The sequence below is a fragment of the Pantoea sp. DY-5 genome (assembly GCF_019795955.1).
In the GTDB taxonomy this organism is placed as follows: Bacteria; Pseudomonadota; Gammaproteobacteria; order Enterobacterales; family Enterobacteriaceae; genus Pantoea; species Pantoea leporis.
Window position 1 is genome coordinate 198161 of sequence record NZ_JAIMIE010000006.1, and the last position, 16401, is coordinate 214561.

17 protein-coding genes are annotated in these 16401 nt (G+C 54.7%); 14 read left to right on the forward strand and 3 right to left on the reverse strand.

Annotated elements, in window-relative coordinates; translation table 11 throughout:
- Positions 1-126 precede the first annotated feature (126 nt).
- Entirely contained in the window at positions 127-516 is a 390-nt protein-coding gene (locus tag K5Y30_RS19450) for a thioesterase family protein (RefSeq protein WP_222212955.1), read from the reverse strand.
- A 232-nt stretch (positions 517-748) separates the two neighbouring features.
- Here K5Y30_RS19450 and K5Y30_RS19455 point away from each other — a divergent pair, with 232 nt between their 5' ends.
- The 8 genes from K5Y30_RS19455 to K5Y30_RS19490 all read left to right on the forward strand — a co-directional run bounded on the left by K5Y30_RS19455 (position 749) and on the right by K5Y30_RS19490 (position 7275).
- The gene (locus K5Y30_RS19455) at positions 749-1174 is read left to right on the forward strand and encodes a RidA family protein (RefSeq protein ID WP_008106850.1); all 426 of its coding nucleotides are present in this window, start codon (positions 749-751) and stop codon (positions 1172-1174) included.
- A 13-nt stretch (positions 1175-1187) separates the two neighbouring features.
- Positions 1188-1862, forward strand: coding sequence for a DUF1028 domain-containing protein (locus K5Y30_RS19460; protein ID WP_222212956.1), 675 nt, complete (start codon positions 1188-1190; stop codon positions 1860-1862).
- A gap of 8 nt (positions 1863-1870) precedes the next feature.
- Complete coding sequence (argE, locus tag K5Y30_RS19465) at positions 1871-3022, forward strand: acetylornithine deacetylase (RefSeq protein WP_222212958.1); 1152 nt, start codon at positions 1871-1873, stop codon at positions 3020-3022.
- 39 nt (positions 3023-3061) lie between these two features.
- Positions 3062-4210 carry an ABC transporter ATP-binding protein gene (locus tag K5Y30_RS19470; protein ID WP_222212960.1) on the forward strand — a complete coding sequence of 383 codons (1149 nt, stop codon included), beginning with the start codon at positions 3062-3064 and terminating at the stop codon, positions 4208-4210.
- Between the two features lie 18 nt (positions 4211-4228).
- Entirely contained in the window at positions 4229-5227 is a 999-nt protein-coding gene (locus K5Y30_RS19475) for an NAD(P)H-quinone oxidoreductase (protein WP_255606726.1), read from the forward strand.
- Positions 5224-5835 carry a glutathione S-transferase family protein gene (locus tag K5Y30_RS19480; protein ID WP_222212963.1) on the forward strand — a complete coding sequence of 204 codons (612 nt, stop codon included), beginning with the start codon at positions 5224-5226 and terminating at the stop codon, positions 5833-5835. The genes K5Y30_RS19475 and K5Y30_RS19480 overlap by 4 nt, the downstream gene beginning before the upstream one ends.
- 64 nt (positions 5836-5899) lie before the next feature.
- Positions 5900-6349 (forward strand): type II 3-dehydroquinate dehydratase, encoded by a 450-nt coding sequence (locus tag K5Y30_RS19485; RefSeq protein WP_137387340.1) that lies wholly within the window; start codon positions 5900-5902, stop codon positions 6347-6349.
- Positions 6346-7275 carry a glyoxylate/hydroxypyruvate reductase A gene (locus K5Y30_RS19490; protein ID WP_222212965.1) on the forward strand — a complete coding sequence of 310 codons (930 nt, stop codon included), beginning with the start codon at positions 6346-6348 and terminating at the stop codon, positions 7273-7275. The genes K5Y30_RS19485 and K5Y30_RS19490 overlap by 4 nt, the downstream gene beginning before the upstream one ends.
- Positions 7276-7307: 32 nt before the next feature.
- Here the strand turns inward: K5Y30_RS19490 and K5Y30_RS19495 are convergent, their stop codons facing one another.
- On the reverse strand, positions 7308-8270 hold the full coding sequence (locus tag K5Y30_RS19495; RefSeq protein WP_101761546.1) for a LysR substrate-binding domain-containing protein: 963 nt from the start codon (positions 8268-8270) through the stop codon (positions 7308-7310).
- 79 nt (positions 8271-8349) lie between these two features.
- Between K5Y30_RS19495 and K5Y30_RS19500 the strand changes: the two genes are divergently transcribed.
- The 5 genes from K5Y30_RS19500 (at position 8350) to K5Y30_RS19520 (ending at position 12785) form a co-directional block, all read left to right on the forward strand.
- Positions 8350-8649, forward strand: coding sequence for a hypothetical protein (locus K5Y30_RS19500; protein WP_137387343.1), 300 nt, complete (start codon positions 8350-8352; stop codon positions 8647-8649).
- Positions 8639-9670, forward strand: a complete 1032-nt coding sequence (locus tag K5Y30_RS19505; protein ID WP_192413067.1) for a polyamine ABC transporter substrate-binding protein — start codon at positions 8639-8641, stop codon at positions 9668-9670. The genes K5Y30_RS19500 and K5Y30_RS19505 overlap by 11 nt, the downstream gene beginning before the upstream one ends.
- Positions 9671-9733: 63 nt before the next feature.
- Positions 9734-10588, forward strand: a complete 855-nt coding sequence (locus K5Y30_RS19510; protein ID WP_101761544.1) for an ABC transporter permease — start codon at positions 9734-9736, stop codon at positions 10586-10588.
- Position 10589: 1 nt separating this feature from the next.
- Positions 10590-11408: an ABC transporter permease gene (locus K5Y30_RS19515; RefSeq protein ID WP_192413065.1), complete on the forward strand. Its 819-nt coding sequence runs from the start codon at positions 10590-10592 to the stop codon at positions 11406-11408.
- Between the two features lie 126 nt (positions 11409-11534).
- Positions 11535-12785: an NAD(P)/FAD-dependent oxidoreductase gene (locus K5Y30_RS19520; RefSeq protein WP_222212967.1), complete on the forward strand. Its 1251-nt coding sequence runs from the start codon at positions 11535-11537 to the stop codon at positions 12783-12785.
- Positions 12786-12875: 90 nt separating this feature from the next.
- Here the strand turns inward: K5Y30_RS19520 and mqo are convergent, their stop codons facing one another.
- Positions 12876-14522, reverse strand: coding sequence for a malate dehydrogenase (quinone) (gene mqo, locus K5Y30_RS19525; protein WP_222212969.1), 1647 nt, complete (start codon positions 14520-14522; stop codon positions 12876-12878).
- A gap of 456 nt (positions 14523-14978) precedes the next feature.
- Between mqo and leuC the strand changes: the two genes are divergently transcribed.
- Positions 14979-16400, forward strand: a complete 1422-nt coding sequence (leuC, locus tag K5Y30_RS19530; RefSeq protein ID WP_222212971.1) for a 3-isopropylmalate dehydratase large subunit — start codon at positions 14979-14981, stop codon at positions 16398-16400.
- Position 16401 lies beyond the last annotated feature (1 nt).

Consider the following 16401-nt stretch of genomic DNA (forward strand, 5'->3'; position numbering starts at 1 on the left):
GAAATTTATTTCTCTATTAACAGGCTGAAGGGAAAACGGGTTCCCCCCGCACCGCCATCCGGTGCGGGAGCTAATCATTCTCCTGGTCAAACGCCCGCTATCATGGCGACCATGACCAAAACCGCCTTACGCTTCCGCTAACGCGCTCACCACCGCATCTGGCATGGAAGGGCGTCCATTCTGCAGGCAGGTGGCAACAAAAGTGGCATCGGCATACACCACACCATTCACCAGAATCTGTTGCACAAAATTAACGCGATTACGCTTCTCATTCTTTGCCAGCACGCAGGTCACTTCCACCTTGTCACCTTTCACCAGGCTCTTACGAAAGCGCAGGGAATACTCCAGCACCATGTAAATTTTGCCCTGTTTAAACTCTTCTTCAATATCGATACCTAAAGCCTCACGCATGTAAGCGTGGCGCGTCCACTCCATATAAAACGGATAATAAAGGCCATCGACCACGCCCTGAAAATCGATATGCTTTTCATCCACCTCATACTGCTTTGCAAACATTTTTATATCCTTATCTGAGAGTTAGGGGAATAAGCAGGGTGGTATACCTCAGAACGCACGTCCGGTAAACGCCGGTTAGTCGGCAGGTGATGATGTTCACAATTTAATGCTAAAAATCATCACCGTTAGCTCCTTCGGATTTTTCAAAGCAACACCTCGGTTAATGCTGTTTTCGCTGCCAGGCGTGGGAGGGTATACCTTGCGAAACCCTTTTTTCGCAGAGCAGGCCAGCATGACCACCCATACTCGCATCCGTAAATTCAACACCAAAGAAACCTATCCCAATCAGGCACTGGATAACGATCTCTGTCAGGCGGTGCGCGCAGGCAATACCGTGTATGTTCGTGGGCAGATTGGCACCGACTTTGCGGGCAACCTGGTAGGATTAGGCGATCCCGCCGCGCAAGCCGAACAGGCGATGAAAAACGTTAAACAGCTACTGGAAGAAGCGGGCAGCGATTTATCGCACATCGTCAAAACCACCACTTACATCATTGATCCCCGCTATCGCGAGCCGGTGTATCAGGTGGTCGGCAAGTGGCTGAAAGGTGTGTTTCCGATCTCCACCGGTTTGGTGATTTCCGGTTTAGGTCAGCCGCAATGGTTGATGGAAATCGATGTGATCGCGGTTATTCCTGACGACTGGCAAGCGGAATAAGAGGCGCGAGACGATGACGTTATCCATTGTGGGACGCTGCGACGCAACCGGTCAAATCGGCATTGCCATTAGCTCATCCAGCATTGCGGTGGGCGCACGTTGCCCATGGCTACGCGCGGCAGTGGGCGCAGTATCAACCCAGAACATTACCTTACCCGCGCTAGGCCCGCGCATTCTTGATCGCCTGCAACAAGGCGACAGCGCAGAAGCCGCGCTTAAAGCCGGACTCGCCAGCGACGACTCTTCCTCTTATCGCCAGGTGACGGTGTTAGCCGCCGATGGCCAAACGGCCTGCTTTAGCGGCGACAAAACACTGGGCATTCATAACGCGCAAACCGGTCATCACTGTGTTGCGGCGGGCAATCTGCTGGCTAATCCTGAGGTAATTCCGGCGATGGTAAGCGCCTTCGTACAGCATTCCGGTCATTTAGCCGAGCGCTTAATAGCGGCGCTGCAAGCGGGCATGCAGGCGGGCGGGGAAGCGGGGCCTGTGCACTCTTCTGCCTTGTCGATCGTTGATGATCAGGTGTGGCCGATTGTCGATCTGCGTGTTGACTGGACGGATGGCGATCCAATTAGCGAACTCGTCCAGTTGTGGCTGGCTTATCAACCGCAAATGAACGATTACGTGACGCGCGCCATTGATCCAACGCAGGCACCCCGTTATGGCGTGCCGGGCGACGAGTAGGAGTTTCCATGTTTACCAGCCGACAACTGCTTGAAAAGCTGGTGGCGTTTGACACCACCAGCCGTGAATCCAACCTGGCATTGATCGATTTCGTCTGGCGTTACCTGAATGATTTGGGTGTAAGCGGTGAGCTAATTCACAACGCGGAACGCAGTAAAGCCAATTTGTATGCACGTCTTGGACCCGCTGGCGATGGCGGCGTGATGCTCTCTGGCCACAGCGATGTGGTGCCGGTGGAGGGACAAAACTGGAGCGTGCCACCGTTCGCGCTCACCGAACGTGACGGCAAGTTATACGGGCGCGGCACCGCCGATATGAAAGGTTACATCGCCTGCATGCTGGCGGCAGTGCCCCATTTTCTGGCACAGCCGCTAAAGCAGCCGCTGCATCTGGCAATCTCCTATGACGAAGAGGTCGGCTGCCTGGGCGTGCGCACCTTGCTGGAGGCGCTGTTGCAGCGCCCGGAAAAGCCGTCAATCTGCCTGATTGGTGAACCCACCGAATTGCTACCGGTGCTCGGTCATAAGGGAAAACTGGGTGTGCGCTGCGAAGTGAAGGGCGCGGCTTGCCATTCTGCCTATGCGCCGCAGGGTGTCAATGCCATCGAATATGCTGCGCAGCTAGTTCACCAATTAACGGCGATCGGCGAGCGCCTGGCGCAGGCTGAACAACATGACACACGTTTCGATCCCCCTTTTACGACGGTGCAAACCGGCATTATTCGTGGCGGCACCGTATTGAACATCGTGCCCGCTGAATGCGTCTTTGATTTTGAAGTGCGCACCTTGCCCCAGCATGACGCGCAAGCCGTTGCCGCTGAGATCGAGACCTTCGCGCAATCAGAGCTGGTGCCGCGTATGCAGGCAGTCGCAGTGGACAGCGCGATCCGTTTTTATCCTATCAGTGGCTACCCCGGGTTATTAACCGATGCCCAAAGTGACGCTGCGCGATTGATCGCCTATCTCACTCAATCCAGCGACTTCAGTACGGTAGCCTTTGGCACCGAAGGCGGCTTGTTCCACCAGGCCGGTATTCCCAGCGTCATTTGTGGGCCTGGCAGCATGGCGCAAGGTCATAAACCCGACGAATTCATCAGCATCGCTCAGTTGGATGCCTGTGACGCCATGTTGCAGCGCTTAGCCGCATGGATGAGTCAATAATTACTGTGACAACGTCACACCAATTGCTTTGGAGAGTTCATGGTTAGTGCAGAAATCACCCGATTCCCACAGCCCGATATGCCGCACCCCGCAGTGAAAAGCAGCAACATCGCCGTACAATTAGATGGTGTGCTTAAAAAGTTTGGCGACGCTATCGCGCTGCACAAAATTTCCCTGACTATTGAGGAAGGGGAATTTATTACCCTGCTTGGCCCCTCGGGCTGCGGAAAAACCACGTTGCTCAATTTGATGGCCGGTTTTGCTGAAGCTGATGGCGGCGAGATTTTTATTGATGGCGAATTGGTCACGGAAATCCCCCCTTACCAGCGTGAAATCGGCATTGTGTTCCAGAACTACGCGCTGTTTCCGCATATGACGGTGGAGAAAAATGTGGGTTATGGCCTGCGTATGCGCGGGGTGCCAAAGGCCGAAATCGCGGAGCGCGTTGAGCAAGCATTAGCGTTGGTCAAACTGGCGGGTTACGGCCATCGCAAACCGCGTGAACTCTCCGGCGGACAACAGCAGCGTGTGGCACTGGCGCGTGCGCTGGTGATCCGTCCAAAAGTCTTGTTGCTGGATGAGCCATTTTCCGCGCTGGACAAGAATCTGCGTTTATCGATGCAGGTCGAACTGAAAGCCATCCAGCGCAAGTTAGGCGTCACCACGGTGTTTGTCACCCACGATCAGGGCGAAGCGCTTAGCATGAGCGATCGTGTGGTGGTGATGTCAGCGGGGCATGTGCGCCAAATCGGTACACCGGATGAAATCTATCGCCAGCCGCGCGATCCTTTTGTGGCGGGCTTTGTCGGTGACGTCAACATCTTGCCTGGACGTTATGCCGGGCGCGATCACGCTGCGGTGCTTGAGCTGGGCGGCAACGCGCTGCGTCTGCCGGCAGAACGCGTGCAGGCGAGCGTTGGCGAGCGACTCGATGTGTACGTGCGTCCGGAAAACATTCAATTGGGGCCGCTCTCTTCGCATTGTTTCCTGAGCGCCACGGTGATCACCCATGTGTTTCAGGGCGATCACGTTGATGTGCATCTTGATGTGCCAGCCCTCGGCAGCGCCTCGCTGTTTGCGCGCCAGTCGGGTCTGGAATCCCTAACCCGCTGGCCAGTGGGTAGCGTAGTGGGCATCACCTTTGATGATGAAGGCGTGTGCGCCTTTACCGCCGCTAAGCAAGGATAAAATCCGATGGTGCCTGAAATGATGAACGCGGTAATTGCCCGCCAGCCGGGCGGCGCAGAGGTGTTAACGGTGGTAGAACGTACCGTGCCACAACCTGCGGCGGGTGAAGTATTGATTCGCGTCGCCAGCGCGGGCGTTAATCGTCCTGACATTATGCAGCGTAACGGCATGCCAATCCCACCGGGCAGCTCAGATGTATTCGGTCTGGAAGTAGCAGGTAACGTGGTGGCGTTAGGTGCAGGGGTTAGTGGTTTCACCACCGGCGACGCGGTAATGGCGCTGCTGAACGGTGGCGGTTATGCCGACTATTGCGTGGCGCGCGCTGAGTTGTGTTTGCCGGTGCCCGATAATCTGCCGTTGGCGCATGCAGCGGGCATCCCCGAAGCGGCATTTACTGTGTGGCACAACCTGTTTGAGCTGGGCCGTTTAGCCCCCGGTGAAACCGTACTGATTCACGGTGCCGCCAGCGGCGTTGGCACCTTTGCCATCCAATGTGCGCACGCCTGTGGTGCACGTGTGGTGGCCACCGCAGGCGGTGCCAACAAAACTGCGGCGCTGCAACAGCTTGGCGTCTGGCGCGCCATCGATCGCCATAAAGAGGATTTTGTCGCGGTGATTGCAGCGGAAACCGCAGGGCAAGGCGTGGATGTGGTGCTGGATAACGTGGGTGGTGATTACGTGGCGCGCAATCTTAGCGTATTAGCGCAAGGCGGACGTCATGTGAGCTTGTCATTTATGCAGGGCGCGAAGATCGAGCTCGATCTGCAATTGGTGATGCGTAAAGGACTGAGTTTGACCTCTTCCACGCTGCGCCCCAAAAGCGCTGCTGAAAAGGCGCGCCTGGCGGTGTGCATCCGCAAACATCTGCTGCCGCTGATCGTAGCAGGCAAAATCAAACCCACGCTGCATCAAATTTTGCCGCTGGCGCAGGCGGCGGATGCACATCGAATCCTCGAGGCCAACGCCAACATTGGCAAAGTGTTGCTGCGCGTGGATCAGCAGGGAGCGTTGGCATGATGCAACTGTTTTACGCCACCACCTCTGCCTATGTGCGCAAAGTGATGGTGACTGCGCATTGTCTTGGGCTCACGAATGAGATTGAGCTTCTGGATTCGGCGGCGCATCCGGTTGAACGTGATGAGCGCATCGCCCTCGTTAATCCGTTAGCCAAAGTGCCCGCACTGCGAACCGAACAAGGGGCATGTCTGTACGACAGCCGCGTGATATGCGAATACCTCAATGCCCGCGCAAAGGGCGACTTAATCCCGTCACAGGGTGATGCGCGCTGGTTGAGTTTGTCGCGCCAGGCATTGGGCGACGGTTTGATCGATGCCGCCTTGCTGGCGCGTTACGAGTTCAGTGCCCGCCCATTGGAAAAGCAGTGGCAAGGCTGGGCCGATGCTCAGCTGAAAAAAGTCCATGCCGCGCTACGGGAAATTGAGTGTCAGGTTGCGGCTTTTAGTACGCAGCCTGATGACGTGGGTTTGATTGCCATCGGCTGCGCGCTCGGTTATCTCGATTTCCGCTTCGATGTTCTTAACTGGCGGGCAAACCATCCGCTGACTGCCGCGTGGTTCGCCCTGTTCGATGCCCATCCCGCGATGGCCGCCACGCGCCCGCATTGATCGCCATTAATCGTCATTTGGTCACCCTTTCGGGCGACAACGGCACAGTGACTCAGGAGCTCAGATGACACAGCAGATTTTTTTTCTTAACGGCCCGAACGCTAATCTGTACGGCATGGACAAGAACGGCACTTACGGCAGCGAAAGCTTTGCCAGCATTGATGAACGCTGCCAGCGCCGGGCAGCATCACACAACATCACACTGCAATTTCGCCAAAGCAATCACGAAGGCGTGCTGGTTGACTGGATTCAGGAAGCGCGTCAGCAGGCTGCCGGATTGATCATTAACGCCGCCGGTTTAACCTACAGTTCGGTGCCGATTCTCGATGCATTGCTGATGTTTGATGGCCCGATCATCGAAGCGCACATGAGTAACATCTGGAAACGCGAGCCGTTCCGCCATCATTCGCTGGTATCAAAAGCCGCCACCGGCGTGATTGCCGGCTTGGGCGTGATCGGTTACGAACTGGCAATTGATGCGGTAGTTGAGTTGATCAAGGCGAATGCGGCATGAGTATTTTGGTCTTTTACAGCGAGTTCGACAGTTTTGAACAGTGGTCAGCGTTGCTCGCACTGCATCTGCCGGGCGTAACGCTTTGTCGGGCGGAAGAGGTGCAAAACGATGATGAGGTGCATTTCGCGTTGGTGTGGAAGCCGCCGCACGGTTTTTTCGCCCCTTATCGCAACCTGAAACTGCTTATAAATCTGGGTGCGGGCGTTGATTCGCTGGTCGGGCGCGATGATTTACCGGATATCCCCATTGTTCGTTTGTCTGATCCGCATATGGCGCGGATGATGGCCAGCTTCGTGCTGTTTGCCGTGCTGCGTTATGTGCGTGACATTCCGGCTTTTGAGCGGGCACAACGTGAACGACGCTGGCATTACCTGCATCCGCGTTCGCCGGAAACCGTGCGCGTTGGCGTGCTGGGATTGGGTGAATTGGGCGCGCACGCCGCGCAGGAGCTGGCGCGCCAGGGATTGGATGTGCGCGGCTGGTCACGATCGCAGAAAACCATCGATGGCATTACCTGTAGCAGCGGAATTGACGCGTTGGATGCTTTCCTCGCCAGCAGCGATATTTTGGTAGTGATGCTGCCGCTCACGCCGCAAACCCAAGGCTTACTGAGTGCTGAACGACTGGCACGGTTACCGCACGGCTGCGCGTTTATCAATGTGTCGCGCGGAGCGATTGTTGATCAGGCGGCGTTAATGCAGGCGTTGCAGCGTGGACAGATCGCCGAGGCGACGCTGGATGTGTTTGACCGCGAACCGTTGCCGCCCGAAGATGCGCTGTGGGGTATGGATAATGTATTGATCACGCCGCATCTGGCTTCGGTTGCCATTCCGGCCAGCGCGGCACCGCAGGTCGCCGCGAATATCCAGCGCGCCGCACGCGGCGAAGCGGTATTGCATCAGGTCTTCCCGCAGCAGGGGTATTAACCGCTGGTCGCCATTCATGGCGACCAGGGATCTCACGCCACTCGCACCACTTGCGGATCGAAATAACTCGGTGCCGCCATGCCGGGAATATATTGGTCGGAAATAAACATGCGGCAACGCTCGGCAAAAGCGCTCACCACCCTGGATTGCTGTACCTGCGCCATGGTGGCATAACCCAACTGCATCGCCTTGTTAACCCCCGCCAACCGCACGCGAATCAAGCGTTTACCATCCTGCGACAAATGCGCTTTAGGTCGTACGTTAGCGATACCGAAGCCGACACCGTTGGCCACCATCGCGCGCACCGTTTCCATACTACTGGATCGCATCACTACATTTGGCGTCACCCCGGCTTCGCTGAACAAGCCAAGAAAATATTCACGACTCCACGGCATATCCAGCAGCACCATCGGCGCTGCAGCCAGATCCTGCATCGAAACCGCGGATTGTGTGGCGAACGGATGATGCTCACCCACCATTACATAGGGCGGCAGTTGCGCCAGCGACTGGAAAGTCACATCGCTGGCGGGAACCAAATCATAGGTGAGGGCGATATCGATATCCGCTGAGCGCAGCTGTTTTAGCAGCAACTCATGATTGCCTTCCACCAGCGAGATACGCACGCCGGGAAAGGCGCGGCCAAAGCCAAACACCAATTCCGGCGTCAACATTGGCGCTAACGTATCGAGGCAACCAACACGCAGCGGGCCGCGTACGTTGTTCATTGATTCCGATGCAATGGTGTAAAGGTTCGACATCTGTTCGAGGATCAGTTTGGCCTCTTTTAATACCTGGTGGCCGATTGCGGTGAGTGAAACGCCCTGGGCATGGTGACGCACAAACAGCTGCACGCCAAGCTCAGACTCAATGTGGGTGATGGCGGCGGAAATCGACGGAGAGGAGACGTGAATACGCTCCGAGGCGCCAATAATGCTGCCCGCTTCACCGGAAGCGACAAAATATTCCAGCTGACGCTGGGTGATGCGACTGAGCATGCAGGTTCTCCTGAGATCGCTGACACGCTCATGTCGCGTCAGTCATTCTAATAAGGTCGATTCAACTCAAGCATTTCTCATGCCAAATTCCGACTCACAGCATAATCACCTGTCCTTGCGCCAGCGACCATTCGCGTCTGCCTCACTCCTGCTTCAGAAAATCCTTGTTAAGCAGGCCGCTTTTTTAGCCTCAGAAATTCTGATGCAACAGCGAGGGAAATGCTGTTTTACCCAATCTCACCGCAACGGCATTATCGCTTCAACACCCGAGAGCCGCCTTCGCACTGTTTTAGAGCATTGCGACGCGATGGACCAGACGGTGGTGCAAAGCAGCGACAACAGCCATTTCATTCATTGGGGACAAGAATATGTTGCGTAAGATGGGTGCCTTAACGTTATTGACCACGTGTGTATTGAGCGCAGGGAATGCAGTGGCCGCAGATAAGCTGATTGTCAGCACCTGGGGTGGCAGCTTTAAGGATCTGATTGATCAAACTATCGCCAAAGAGTTCACCAAAGAAACCGGCGTAGAAGTGCAGTTCGTCACCGGCGGCACCATCGATCGTTTGAACAAAGCCAAGCTGGCGGGCGGTTCGCCGGAAACTGACGTCACCTTTACCACCGCGCATGTCGGTTATCTGTATGCCAATAGCGGCCTGTTTGAAAAGCTCGACATGAGCAAAATCCCTAACGCAGTGAATCTGGTACAGCAGGCCAAAGTCAGCCCGTATCACCTTGGCGTGTGGGGCTACGTTTACACCATCGGCTATCGTCCAGATTTAGTGCCGAAGGGCGAAGAATTTACCAGCTGGAACGATTTGTGGCGTCCGGAGCTGAAGAGCTCGATTGCGCTGCCAGATTGGGATCCGAGCCATATCATCGCGGTGTCCGCCAAACTTTCTGGCTCGGATGCAGCGCATTGGGAACAAGGCCAGTCCAGGCTGAAAGCGCTGATCCCGAACATCAAATCCTTCTATACCGATGATGCCAACAGCCAGCAGCTGATCTCCACAGGTGAAACGCCGGTACAGGTGATGCTGTCGATGAACGCTTATAGCATGATTGCAGAAGGCGTCAACATTAAGCTGGCAGTGCCAAAAGAGGGCGCGATTTTGGGCGTCGATACCGTCGGTATCAATAAAGGCAGCAAACATGCGGAACTGGCCTACAAGTTCATAAATATTGCGCTAAAACCGGAAATCCAGCAGGAAGTGGCGAAAATTTATCGCGGCAGCCCAACGGTGACCAATGCGCATATCGATCCAGAACTGGCGAAGCTGCCTGGCATGCTGACCACGCCTGAGCAGTGGAATGCCACCATCAACACCGATCCGCAACTGCGCGCGGAGAAAACCGCCGAGTGGCGTCAGTGGTTCTCTGAAAACATCATGTCACATTGATAAATAGCGGCGGCCGATTGGCCGCCCGGTGAGTTGCAACACTTTATTCAGGCAGCAACGTCTATGACGAAAAAACCGACATTCTTACCCTGGTTCATTATCCCCGCCACGTTCACGGCGCTTGGGCTGGTGGTGGCCATGTTTGCCGTGATGCAGTTTAGCGTGCGGGCCTATATTCCAGGATCGCTTGATGTAGGCGGATTCACGCTGGCGAACTTTAACGGTCTATTCAAGAAAATCTATGCCGATGCGTTTATCAACACGGTGATGCTCAGTGCGAAAACGGCGATTTTTGGGCTGCTGATGAGTTATCCGCTGGCGTATGCGCTGGTGAGAACGCGCACCACCTGGATCAAATCCACCATCTTGATTATCGCCATTACGCCGCTGTTTCTCGGCGAAGTGGTACGGACATATTCTTGGATCATCGTGCTGGGTAATAGCGGCTTCCTCAATAGCTTGCTGCTGGCGATGGGTCTGATAAACAAGCCGATCCAGTTTATGTTTACCCAAACCGGCGTGGTAGTCGCGCTGGTGCATGTGACCATGCCAATCATGGTGATGATGCTGGCGACTGCGCTGTCGCACATCAATCCTGATTATGAGAAAGCCGCGACCAGTCTGGGGGCGGGGCCGATTCGCACCTTGCTGACGGTGACCATTCCGCTATCGATTCCCGGTATCGTTTCCAGCCTGACCACCGCGTTTGCCTGGACGTTCAGCGCCTTCGCTACGCCGCAACTCATTGGTGGCGGACGCGTCAGCACCGTGGCTACCATGGTGTATCAACTGGGCTTCTCTTCAATGAATTTTCCGTTTGCCGCTGCGCTCAGCATTGCCGGTTTGATTTTGACCATTCTGCTGTTGATGGCGCTGAAACGTATGAGCCGCTTCCTCCATGCGATGGGAGACCACTGAAATGACCCGATCCCTCAACGACAAATTGATTACCCTGGCGGGACGCTCGCTGGTGATTGCGATTTTGTTGTTCGTGTTGCTGCCAACCATTGTGGTGTTGATCTCTTCCTTCAGCAGCACCTCGGTGCTGTTCTTCCCACCGAAAGGCTTGTCGCTGCGTTGGTTTGAGCGTGCTGTGAACTACGATGACTTCCGCCACGGCTTCTATTCAGGTTTGATTGTGACGGCGTGGGCCTCAACGTTGGCGGTAATTATTGGCGCCACGCTGGCGATTGCCATTGAACGTTACACTTTCCCCTGTAAACAGGTACTGGAAGGCGTGCTGTTGTCACCGTTGTTTATTCCGCACTTCACCATTGGCCTCGGCTTACTGATGCTTGTCTCGCAGTTAGGCATTGGACGCGGTTATTCACTGGTGATCTTCTGCCATGTTGTGCTGGTACTGCCGTTTGTGCTGCGCAGCGTGTATGTGTCGCTGAAAAACCTTGAGCAACGTATTGAAATGGCGGCTGCAAGCCTCGGCGCTTCGCCGTTGCGCGTGGTCTGGACCATAACCGTGCCGTTGATTTTGCCGGGGTTGTTTGGCGGTTGGTTATTTGCCGCAATTCTCTCCTTCAACGAATTTACCGCTTCGCTGTTTATTACCACGCAAGCGACGCAGACCTTACCAGTGGCAATGTACAACTATGTGCGTGAATTTGCCGACCCAACGCTGGCTGCACTGTCGGTTATTTATATTGCCGTAACTGCGACGATGTTAATTATCGCGAATAAGTTTTTAGGCTTGGGGAGAATATTGAACGTCGAAGCAGGGCATTAATGTATTCGCACGGAATGCTGTGCTGATTGAATAGCACAGCATTTATTAATCTGAATAGTAGTCATCCGGCACCTGATTACTCTTTTCCATGAAAAGATCGGGGTCGATCATCTTTAGGGATCTCACATGTCAGTAGAAAAAATTAATACCGTGGTGGTCGGAGCGGGCCAGGCAGGTATTGCGATGAGTGAACATCTGTCGTTAATGGGCGTGCCACATGTGGTGTTAGAGCGTAGCCGTATTGCTGAACGCTGGCGTTCAGAACGTTGGGATTCATTAGTGGCCAATGGCCCAGCCTGGCATGATCGTTTTCCTTCAATGAAATTCGATAATATTTCCCAGGAAGCGTTCCCACCGAAAGAGCGGATGGCGCAATATTTCGAAGACTACGTAAAAATGCTCGATGCGCCGGTGCGCACCGGCGTGGAAGTCCATTCGGTTGAGCGTCTACCAGAACGTAGCGGTTTTAAGATACTGACGTCGGCCGGTGAATTTGAAGCTGACAATGTGGTGGCGGCTACCGGTCCTTTCCAGAAACCCGCTTTTCCACAGATCGTGCCGGAAAGCGCTGCGCTGCATCAGATCCATTCATCGGCGTATAAAAATCCGCAGCAGCTGCCGCAGGGCGGCGTGCTGGTGGTGGGCGCTGGTGCTTCAGGCTCACAAATTGCGGAAGAGTTGCGTAAATCTGGCCGTGAAGTGACGCTCTCCATCGGCGAACATTATCGTCCGCCACGTTCCTATCGTGACCGCGATTATTGCTGGTGGCTGGGCGCGCTGGGCTTGTGGGATGAAGTCAAAATCAAGCCGAAGAAACAGCACGTTGCTTTTGCCGTGAGTGGTTATGAAGGTGGCAAAACGGTCGATTTTCGCCGACTGGCGCACATGGGCATTATGTTGGTGGGGATCACCAAAACCTGGGATAACGGCGTGCTGAGCTTTGCTGAGGGTATAATGGACAATATTGCTGAAGGCGACAAAGCGTATTTCGACGTACTGCGTGATGCCGATGCCTATATTGAACGTAATGGCCTGGACTTACCGCCCGAGCCGCAAGCATGGGAATTATTGCCAGATCCAGAATGTTTAATTAATCCATTATCAGAATTGGATCTACAGGCCGCAGGGATTACCAGCATTATCTGGGCCACCGGTTTTAAATTTGATTTTAGCTGGTTGAAAGTGGATGCCTTTGATGCCAATGGTGCGCCGTTCCATAAACGCGGTATTTCCGCCGAACGGGGTATTTACTTCCTTGGCTTGCCCAATCTGGTGAATCGCGCATCATCGTTTATTTATGGCGTATGGCACGATGCCAAATATATTGCCGACCATGTGGTTTTACAAAACGCCTACACCGATTATAAAAAGTCGTAAAAATATTCGTGAGGTCGCCATTAATTCGGCCCCGACAAAAGACAATAAAAAAGCCGGACAGTGTCCGGCTTGATTCACTTCTGGCGGGAATTACAGCGCCATATCCTGTTTGCCTGATTCGGTACGCGGCTTAGCCTGCGTTGGCGTAACCGTTTGATCACCCATGTTGATGACCGGCGGCTTGGTCAACAGCAGCGTCGCTGCGGTGTTGTCCCAAACTTGCTGCGTCAGCGCGGTGTTGCCGTTCAGCTTCTGACCGAAGCTTGGCACGATAGCGCGGATCTTCTGCTGCCACTCTGGCGAAGCGAACTGCTCTGGGAACAGCTTTTTCATCACGTCGAGGGTGATTGGTGCAGCAGTCGATGCGCCCGGTGACGCGCCCAACAGTGCCGCCAGGGTTTTCTGCTGATCGGTCACGATTTCGGTACCCAGTTTCAGCAAGCCACCTTTTTCGGCATCTTTCTTGATGATCTGCACACGTTGACCTGCCTGAATCAGTTTCCAGTCCTCTTTACGCGCGTTCGGATAGTACTCTTTCAGCGCAGCAAAACGGTCGTCGTCATTCAGCATCACCTGACCAATCAGGTATTTCACCAGGTCGAAGTTGTCGATGCCCACATGCGTCATCGGCATGATGTTGCTGGTGGTGGTCGCGCTCAGCAGATCGAACAGCGAACCGTTTTTCAGGTACTTGGTGGAGAAGGTGGCGAAAGGTCCAAACAGCACCACTTTCTTACCGTCGAGGGTACGTGAATCGATGTGTGGAACCGACATCGGTGGCGCACCTACGGAAGCCTGACCGTACACTTTTTCCAGGTGACGATTAGCGATCTCTGGGTTCTCGGTCATCAGGAACGAACCGCCGACCGGGAAGCCGCCGTAGTTATCTGCTTCCGGAATGCCGGTTTTCTGCAGCAGCTTAATCGCGCCGCCGCCAGCACCGATGAACACGTATTTCGCATCAACTGAACGCTTATCGCCGCTCTTCACATCTTTAATAGTGACGTGCCACGAGTTATCGCCGTTACGCTTGAAATCAGTGACTTCTGACGAGGTTTCCAGCTTGAAGTTCTGATCTTTCTTCAGGCTACCGATCAGCTGACGGGTGATTTCACCGTAGTTAACATCGGTGCCGACTGGCGTCCAGGTTGCCGCAACTTTCTGGTTCGGGTCACGACCTTCCATCACCAGCGGCGCCCATTGCTGGATCTGCTGATGATCGGTAGAGAATTTCATGCCCTGGAACAGGGTGGTTTTCTGCAGCGCATCGTAACGCTTCGTCAGGTACTCGACGTTTTTGTCGCCCCAGACGAAGCTCATGTGCGGCGTAGAGTTAATGAAGGAGTGCGGATCGTGCAACACACCGCGCTGCACCTGCGACGTCCAGAACTGGCGCGAAATCATGAAGGATTCGTTAATTTCCAGCGCTTTGCTAACGTCGATTGAACCGTCTGCACGCTCAGGCGTGTAGTTCAGCTCCATGTTAGCAGAGTGACCCGTACCGGCATTGTTCCAGCCGTTGGACGATTCCAGCGCGACGCCGTCCAGCTTCTCAACCATCAGCTGTTTCCAGCCCGGTTGCAGCTCTTGCAGCCAGGTGCCGAGCGAGGCGCTCATGATGCCGCCGCCAATCAGCAGAACGTCAGTTTTTTCTGGTGCGTCTTCAGCGCGAACCGCTGATGAGACAAGCAGCGCTGCCAGCGATAGGGCAGACACGATCTTTTTGGTGTGAGTCATTCCAGTCCTACTTATTATGCAATGCAGGTGAACGTTAAAAATTCGGTTTGCACATTAAGAGATTGTTACGGAATGATTAACTTGTTTTTAGTTAATAAAGTATTGGTGTTAATTAATTAACTTAAAAAAATAAAATAGCGTGAAATATAAGCAGAAGGGGGGATTAATCGGAGATAAACCGCTTAAGCTGCGCGGTTATTCTTTATATCGGTAGACGCGACTTAGGTCAAATAAAACTCCTGCTATTTTAAGCACATTGCGTAGCGGCGCGATTCATCGCGCAATCAATTGCGCCGCTACAAAGCGTGCGCGAAGTTTTTGCTGTTCATGGCGACCAACTTAGCTACTGCACATTTCATAAAACATCACTTCACGAAGCGTGTTCGTTCCCCGCGCACAAACTGATTTACCCTAACGCCTCTAATGACTTGTTTTACTTTTCGCGTGGGCAACGGCATGGCTAACAAAACACTGTATGAAAAACTGATCGATCAGCATGTGGTTCGTAAGTTAGATGACGAAGGGCATGTGCTGCTCTACATCGATCGCTCGATTCTCAATGAGTACACCAGCCCGCAGGCGTTTAGCGGCCTGCGCGATCACCAGCGTCTTGTGCGCAATCCGGGCACCATTTTGCTGAATGTCGATCACGTTAACCCGACGCGCCCCGAGCGTGATGAGGCGATGACCGACGCGGGCGGACAGTTACAAGTCGATTACTTTCGCCAGAACGCCGCGCATTTTGGCATCGAACTGTTCGATGTGCTTGACCCGCGTCAAGGCATCGAACACGTTGTGGCGCACGAGCAAGGCCTGGTAATGCCCGGTATGGTGATTGCCGCAGGCGACAGCCATACCACCACTTACGGCGCGTTTGGCGCGCTCGGTTTCGGTATCGGCACCTCGGAAATCGAGCATCTGCTGGCGACGCAAACCCTGATTTATCGCACGCTGAAAACCATGCTGGTCACGGTCAGCGGCGAGCTGCCGTTTGGGTGTTCGGCGAAGGACATCATCATGGCGCTGATCGAGCAGATTGGCGCATCAGGCGCGACCGGTTTTGCCATTGAATTTGCCGGTGATGCCATCGAAGCGCTTAGCATGGAAGGGCGCATGACGCTGTGCAACATGGCGGTGGAAGCCGGTGCGCGCGGTGCGATTATTGCGCCGGATGAAAAAGTGTTTGCCTATATCGCCGGCAAACCGCAAATGCCGACCGGCGAGTTGTGGCAGCAGGCCGTTGCGGAGTGGCGCGATTTACGCAGCGATGCGGACGCGCGTTTCGATAGCCGCATCGCTATCGACTGCAGCGATCTTGAACCCAAAGTGACCTGGGGAATCAGCCCGGATCAAGCCAGTGCCATTACCGGCCACGTGCCCGACCCGGCGCAGGAAACAGATGCGGTGAAACAGCAGACGCTGCGTAGCGCGCTGCAATATATGGGGCTGGAACCCGGCACGCCGTTAGCGGAGATCGCCATCACGCATGCCTTTATTGGTTCCTGCACCAACGGCCGCATTGAGGATCTGCGCGCTGCCGCCGCCATTATCGACGGACACAAAATCGCGCCGCACGTACGCGGCATTATCGTGCCGGGATCGACGCAGGTGCGTCAGCAGGCAGAAGCGGAAGGTTTAGCGGCGATTTTCGTCAACGCCGGTTTCGAATGGCGTCAATCGGGCTGCTCGATGTGCCTGGCGATGAACGAAGATGTGTTAGCGCCCGGCGATCGCTGTGCGTCCGGTACCAACCGCAATTTCCCTGGCCGCCAGGGCGCGGGTGCGCGCACGCACTTAATGAGCCCGGCGATGGTTGCCGCCGCCGCGATTGCCGGTCATCTGGTTGATGTCCGCAAATTCATGACTGCAGAGGTTTAAG

Excerpts from the sequence above, each read along its gene's own strand:
- mqo (WP_222212969.1), bottom strand. The coding sequence starts at position 14,522 with ATGACTCACACCAAAAAGATCGTGTCTGCCCTATCGCTGGCAGCGCTG.
- K5Y30_RS19450 (WP_222212955.1), bottom strand. The coding sequence starts at position 516 with ATGTTTGCAAAGCAGTATGAGGTGGATGAAAAGCATATCGATTTTCAG.
- K5Y30_RS19510 (WP_101761544.1), top strand. The coding sequence starts at position 9,734 with ATGACGAAAAAACCGACATTCTTACCCTGGTTCATTATCCCCGCCACG.
- leuC (WP_222212971.1), top strand. The coding sequence starts at position 14,979 with ATGGCTAACAAAACACTGTATGAAAAACTGATCGATCAGCATGTGGTT.
- K5Y30_RS19460 (WP_222212956.1), top strand. The coding sequence starts at position 1,188 with ATGACGTTATCCATTGTGGGACGCTGCGACGCAACCGGTCAAATCGGC.
- K5Y30_RS19505 (WP_192413067.1), top strand. The coding sequence starts at position 8,639 with ATGTTGCGTAAGATGGGTGCCTTAACGTTATTGACCACGTGTGTATTG.
- K5Y30_RS19475 (WP_255606726.1), top strand. The coding sequence starts at position 4,229 with ATGATGAACGCGGTAATTGCCCGCCAGCCGGGCGGCGCAGAGGTGTTA.
- K5Y30_RS19455 (WP_008106850.1), top strand. The coding sequence starts at position 749 with ATGACCACCCATACTCGCATCCGTAAATTCAACACCAAAGAAACCTAT.
- K5Y30_RS19490 (WP_222212965.1), top strand. The coding sequence starts at position 6,346 with ATGAGTATTTTGGTCTTTTACAGCGAGTTCGACAGTTTTGAACAGTGG.
- K5Y30_RS19500 (WP_137387343.1), top strand. The coding sequence starts at position 8,350 with ATGCCAAATTCCGACTCACAGCATAATCACCTGTCCTTGCGCCAGCGA.
- K5Y30_RS19470 (WP_222212960.1), top strand. The coding sequence starts at position 3,062 with ATGGTTAGTGCAGAAATCACCCGATTCCCACAGCCCGATATGCCGCAC.
- K5Y30_RS19520 (WP_222212967.1), top strand. The coding sequence starts at position 11,535 with ATGTCAGTAGAAAAAATTAATACCGTGGTGGTCGGAGCGGGCCAGGCA.
- K5Y30_RS19495 (WP_101761546.1), bottom strand. The coding sequence starts at position 8,270 with ATGCTCAGTCGCATCACCCAGCGTCAGCTGGAATATTTTGTCGCTTCC.
- K5Y30_RS19485 (WP_137387340.1), top strand. The coding sequence starts at position 5,900 with ATGACACAGCAGATTTTTTTTCTTAACGGCCCGAACGCTAATCTGTAC.
- K5Y30_RS19515 (WP_192413065.1), top strand. The coding sequence starts at position 10,590 with ATGACCCGATCCCTCAACGACAAATTGATTACCCTGGCGGGACGCTCG.
- argE (WP_222212958.1), top strand. The coding sequence starts at position 1,871 with ATGTTTACCAGCCGACAACTGCTTGAAAAGCTGGTGGCGTTTGACACC.
- K5Y30_RS19480 (WP_222212963.1), top strand. The coding sequence starts at position 5,224 with ATGATGCAACTGTTTTACGCCACCACCTCTGCCTATGTGCGCAAAGTG.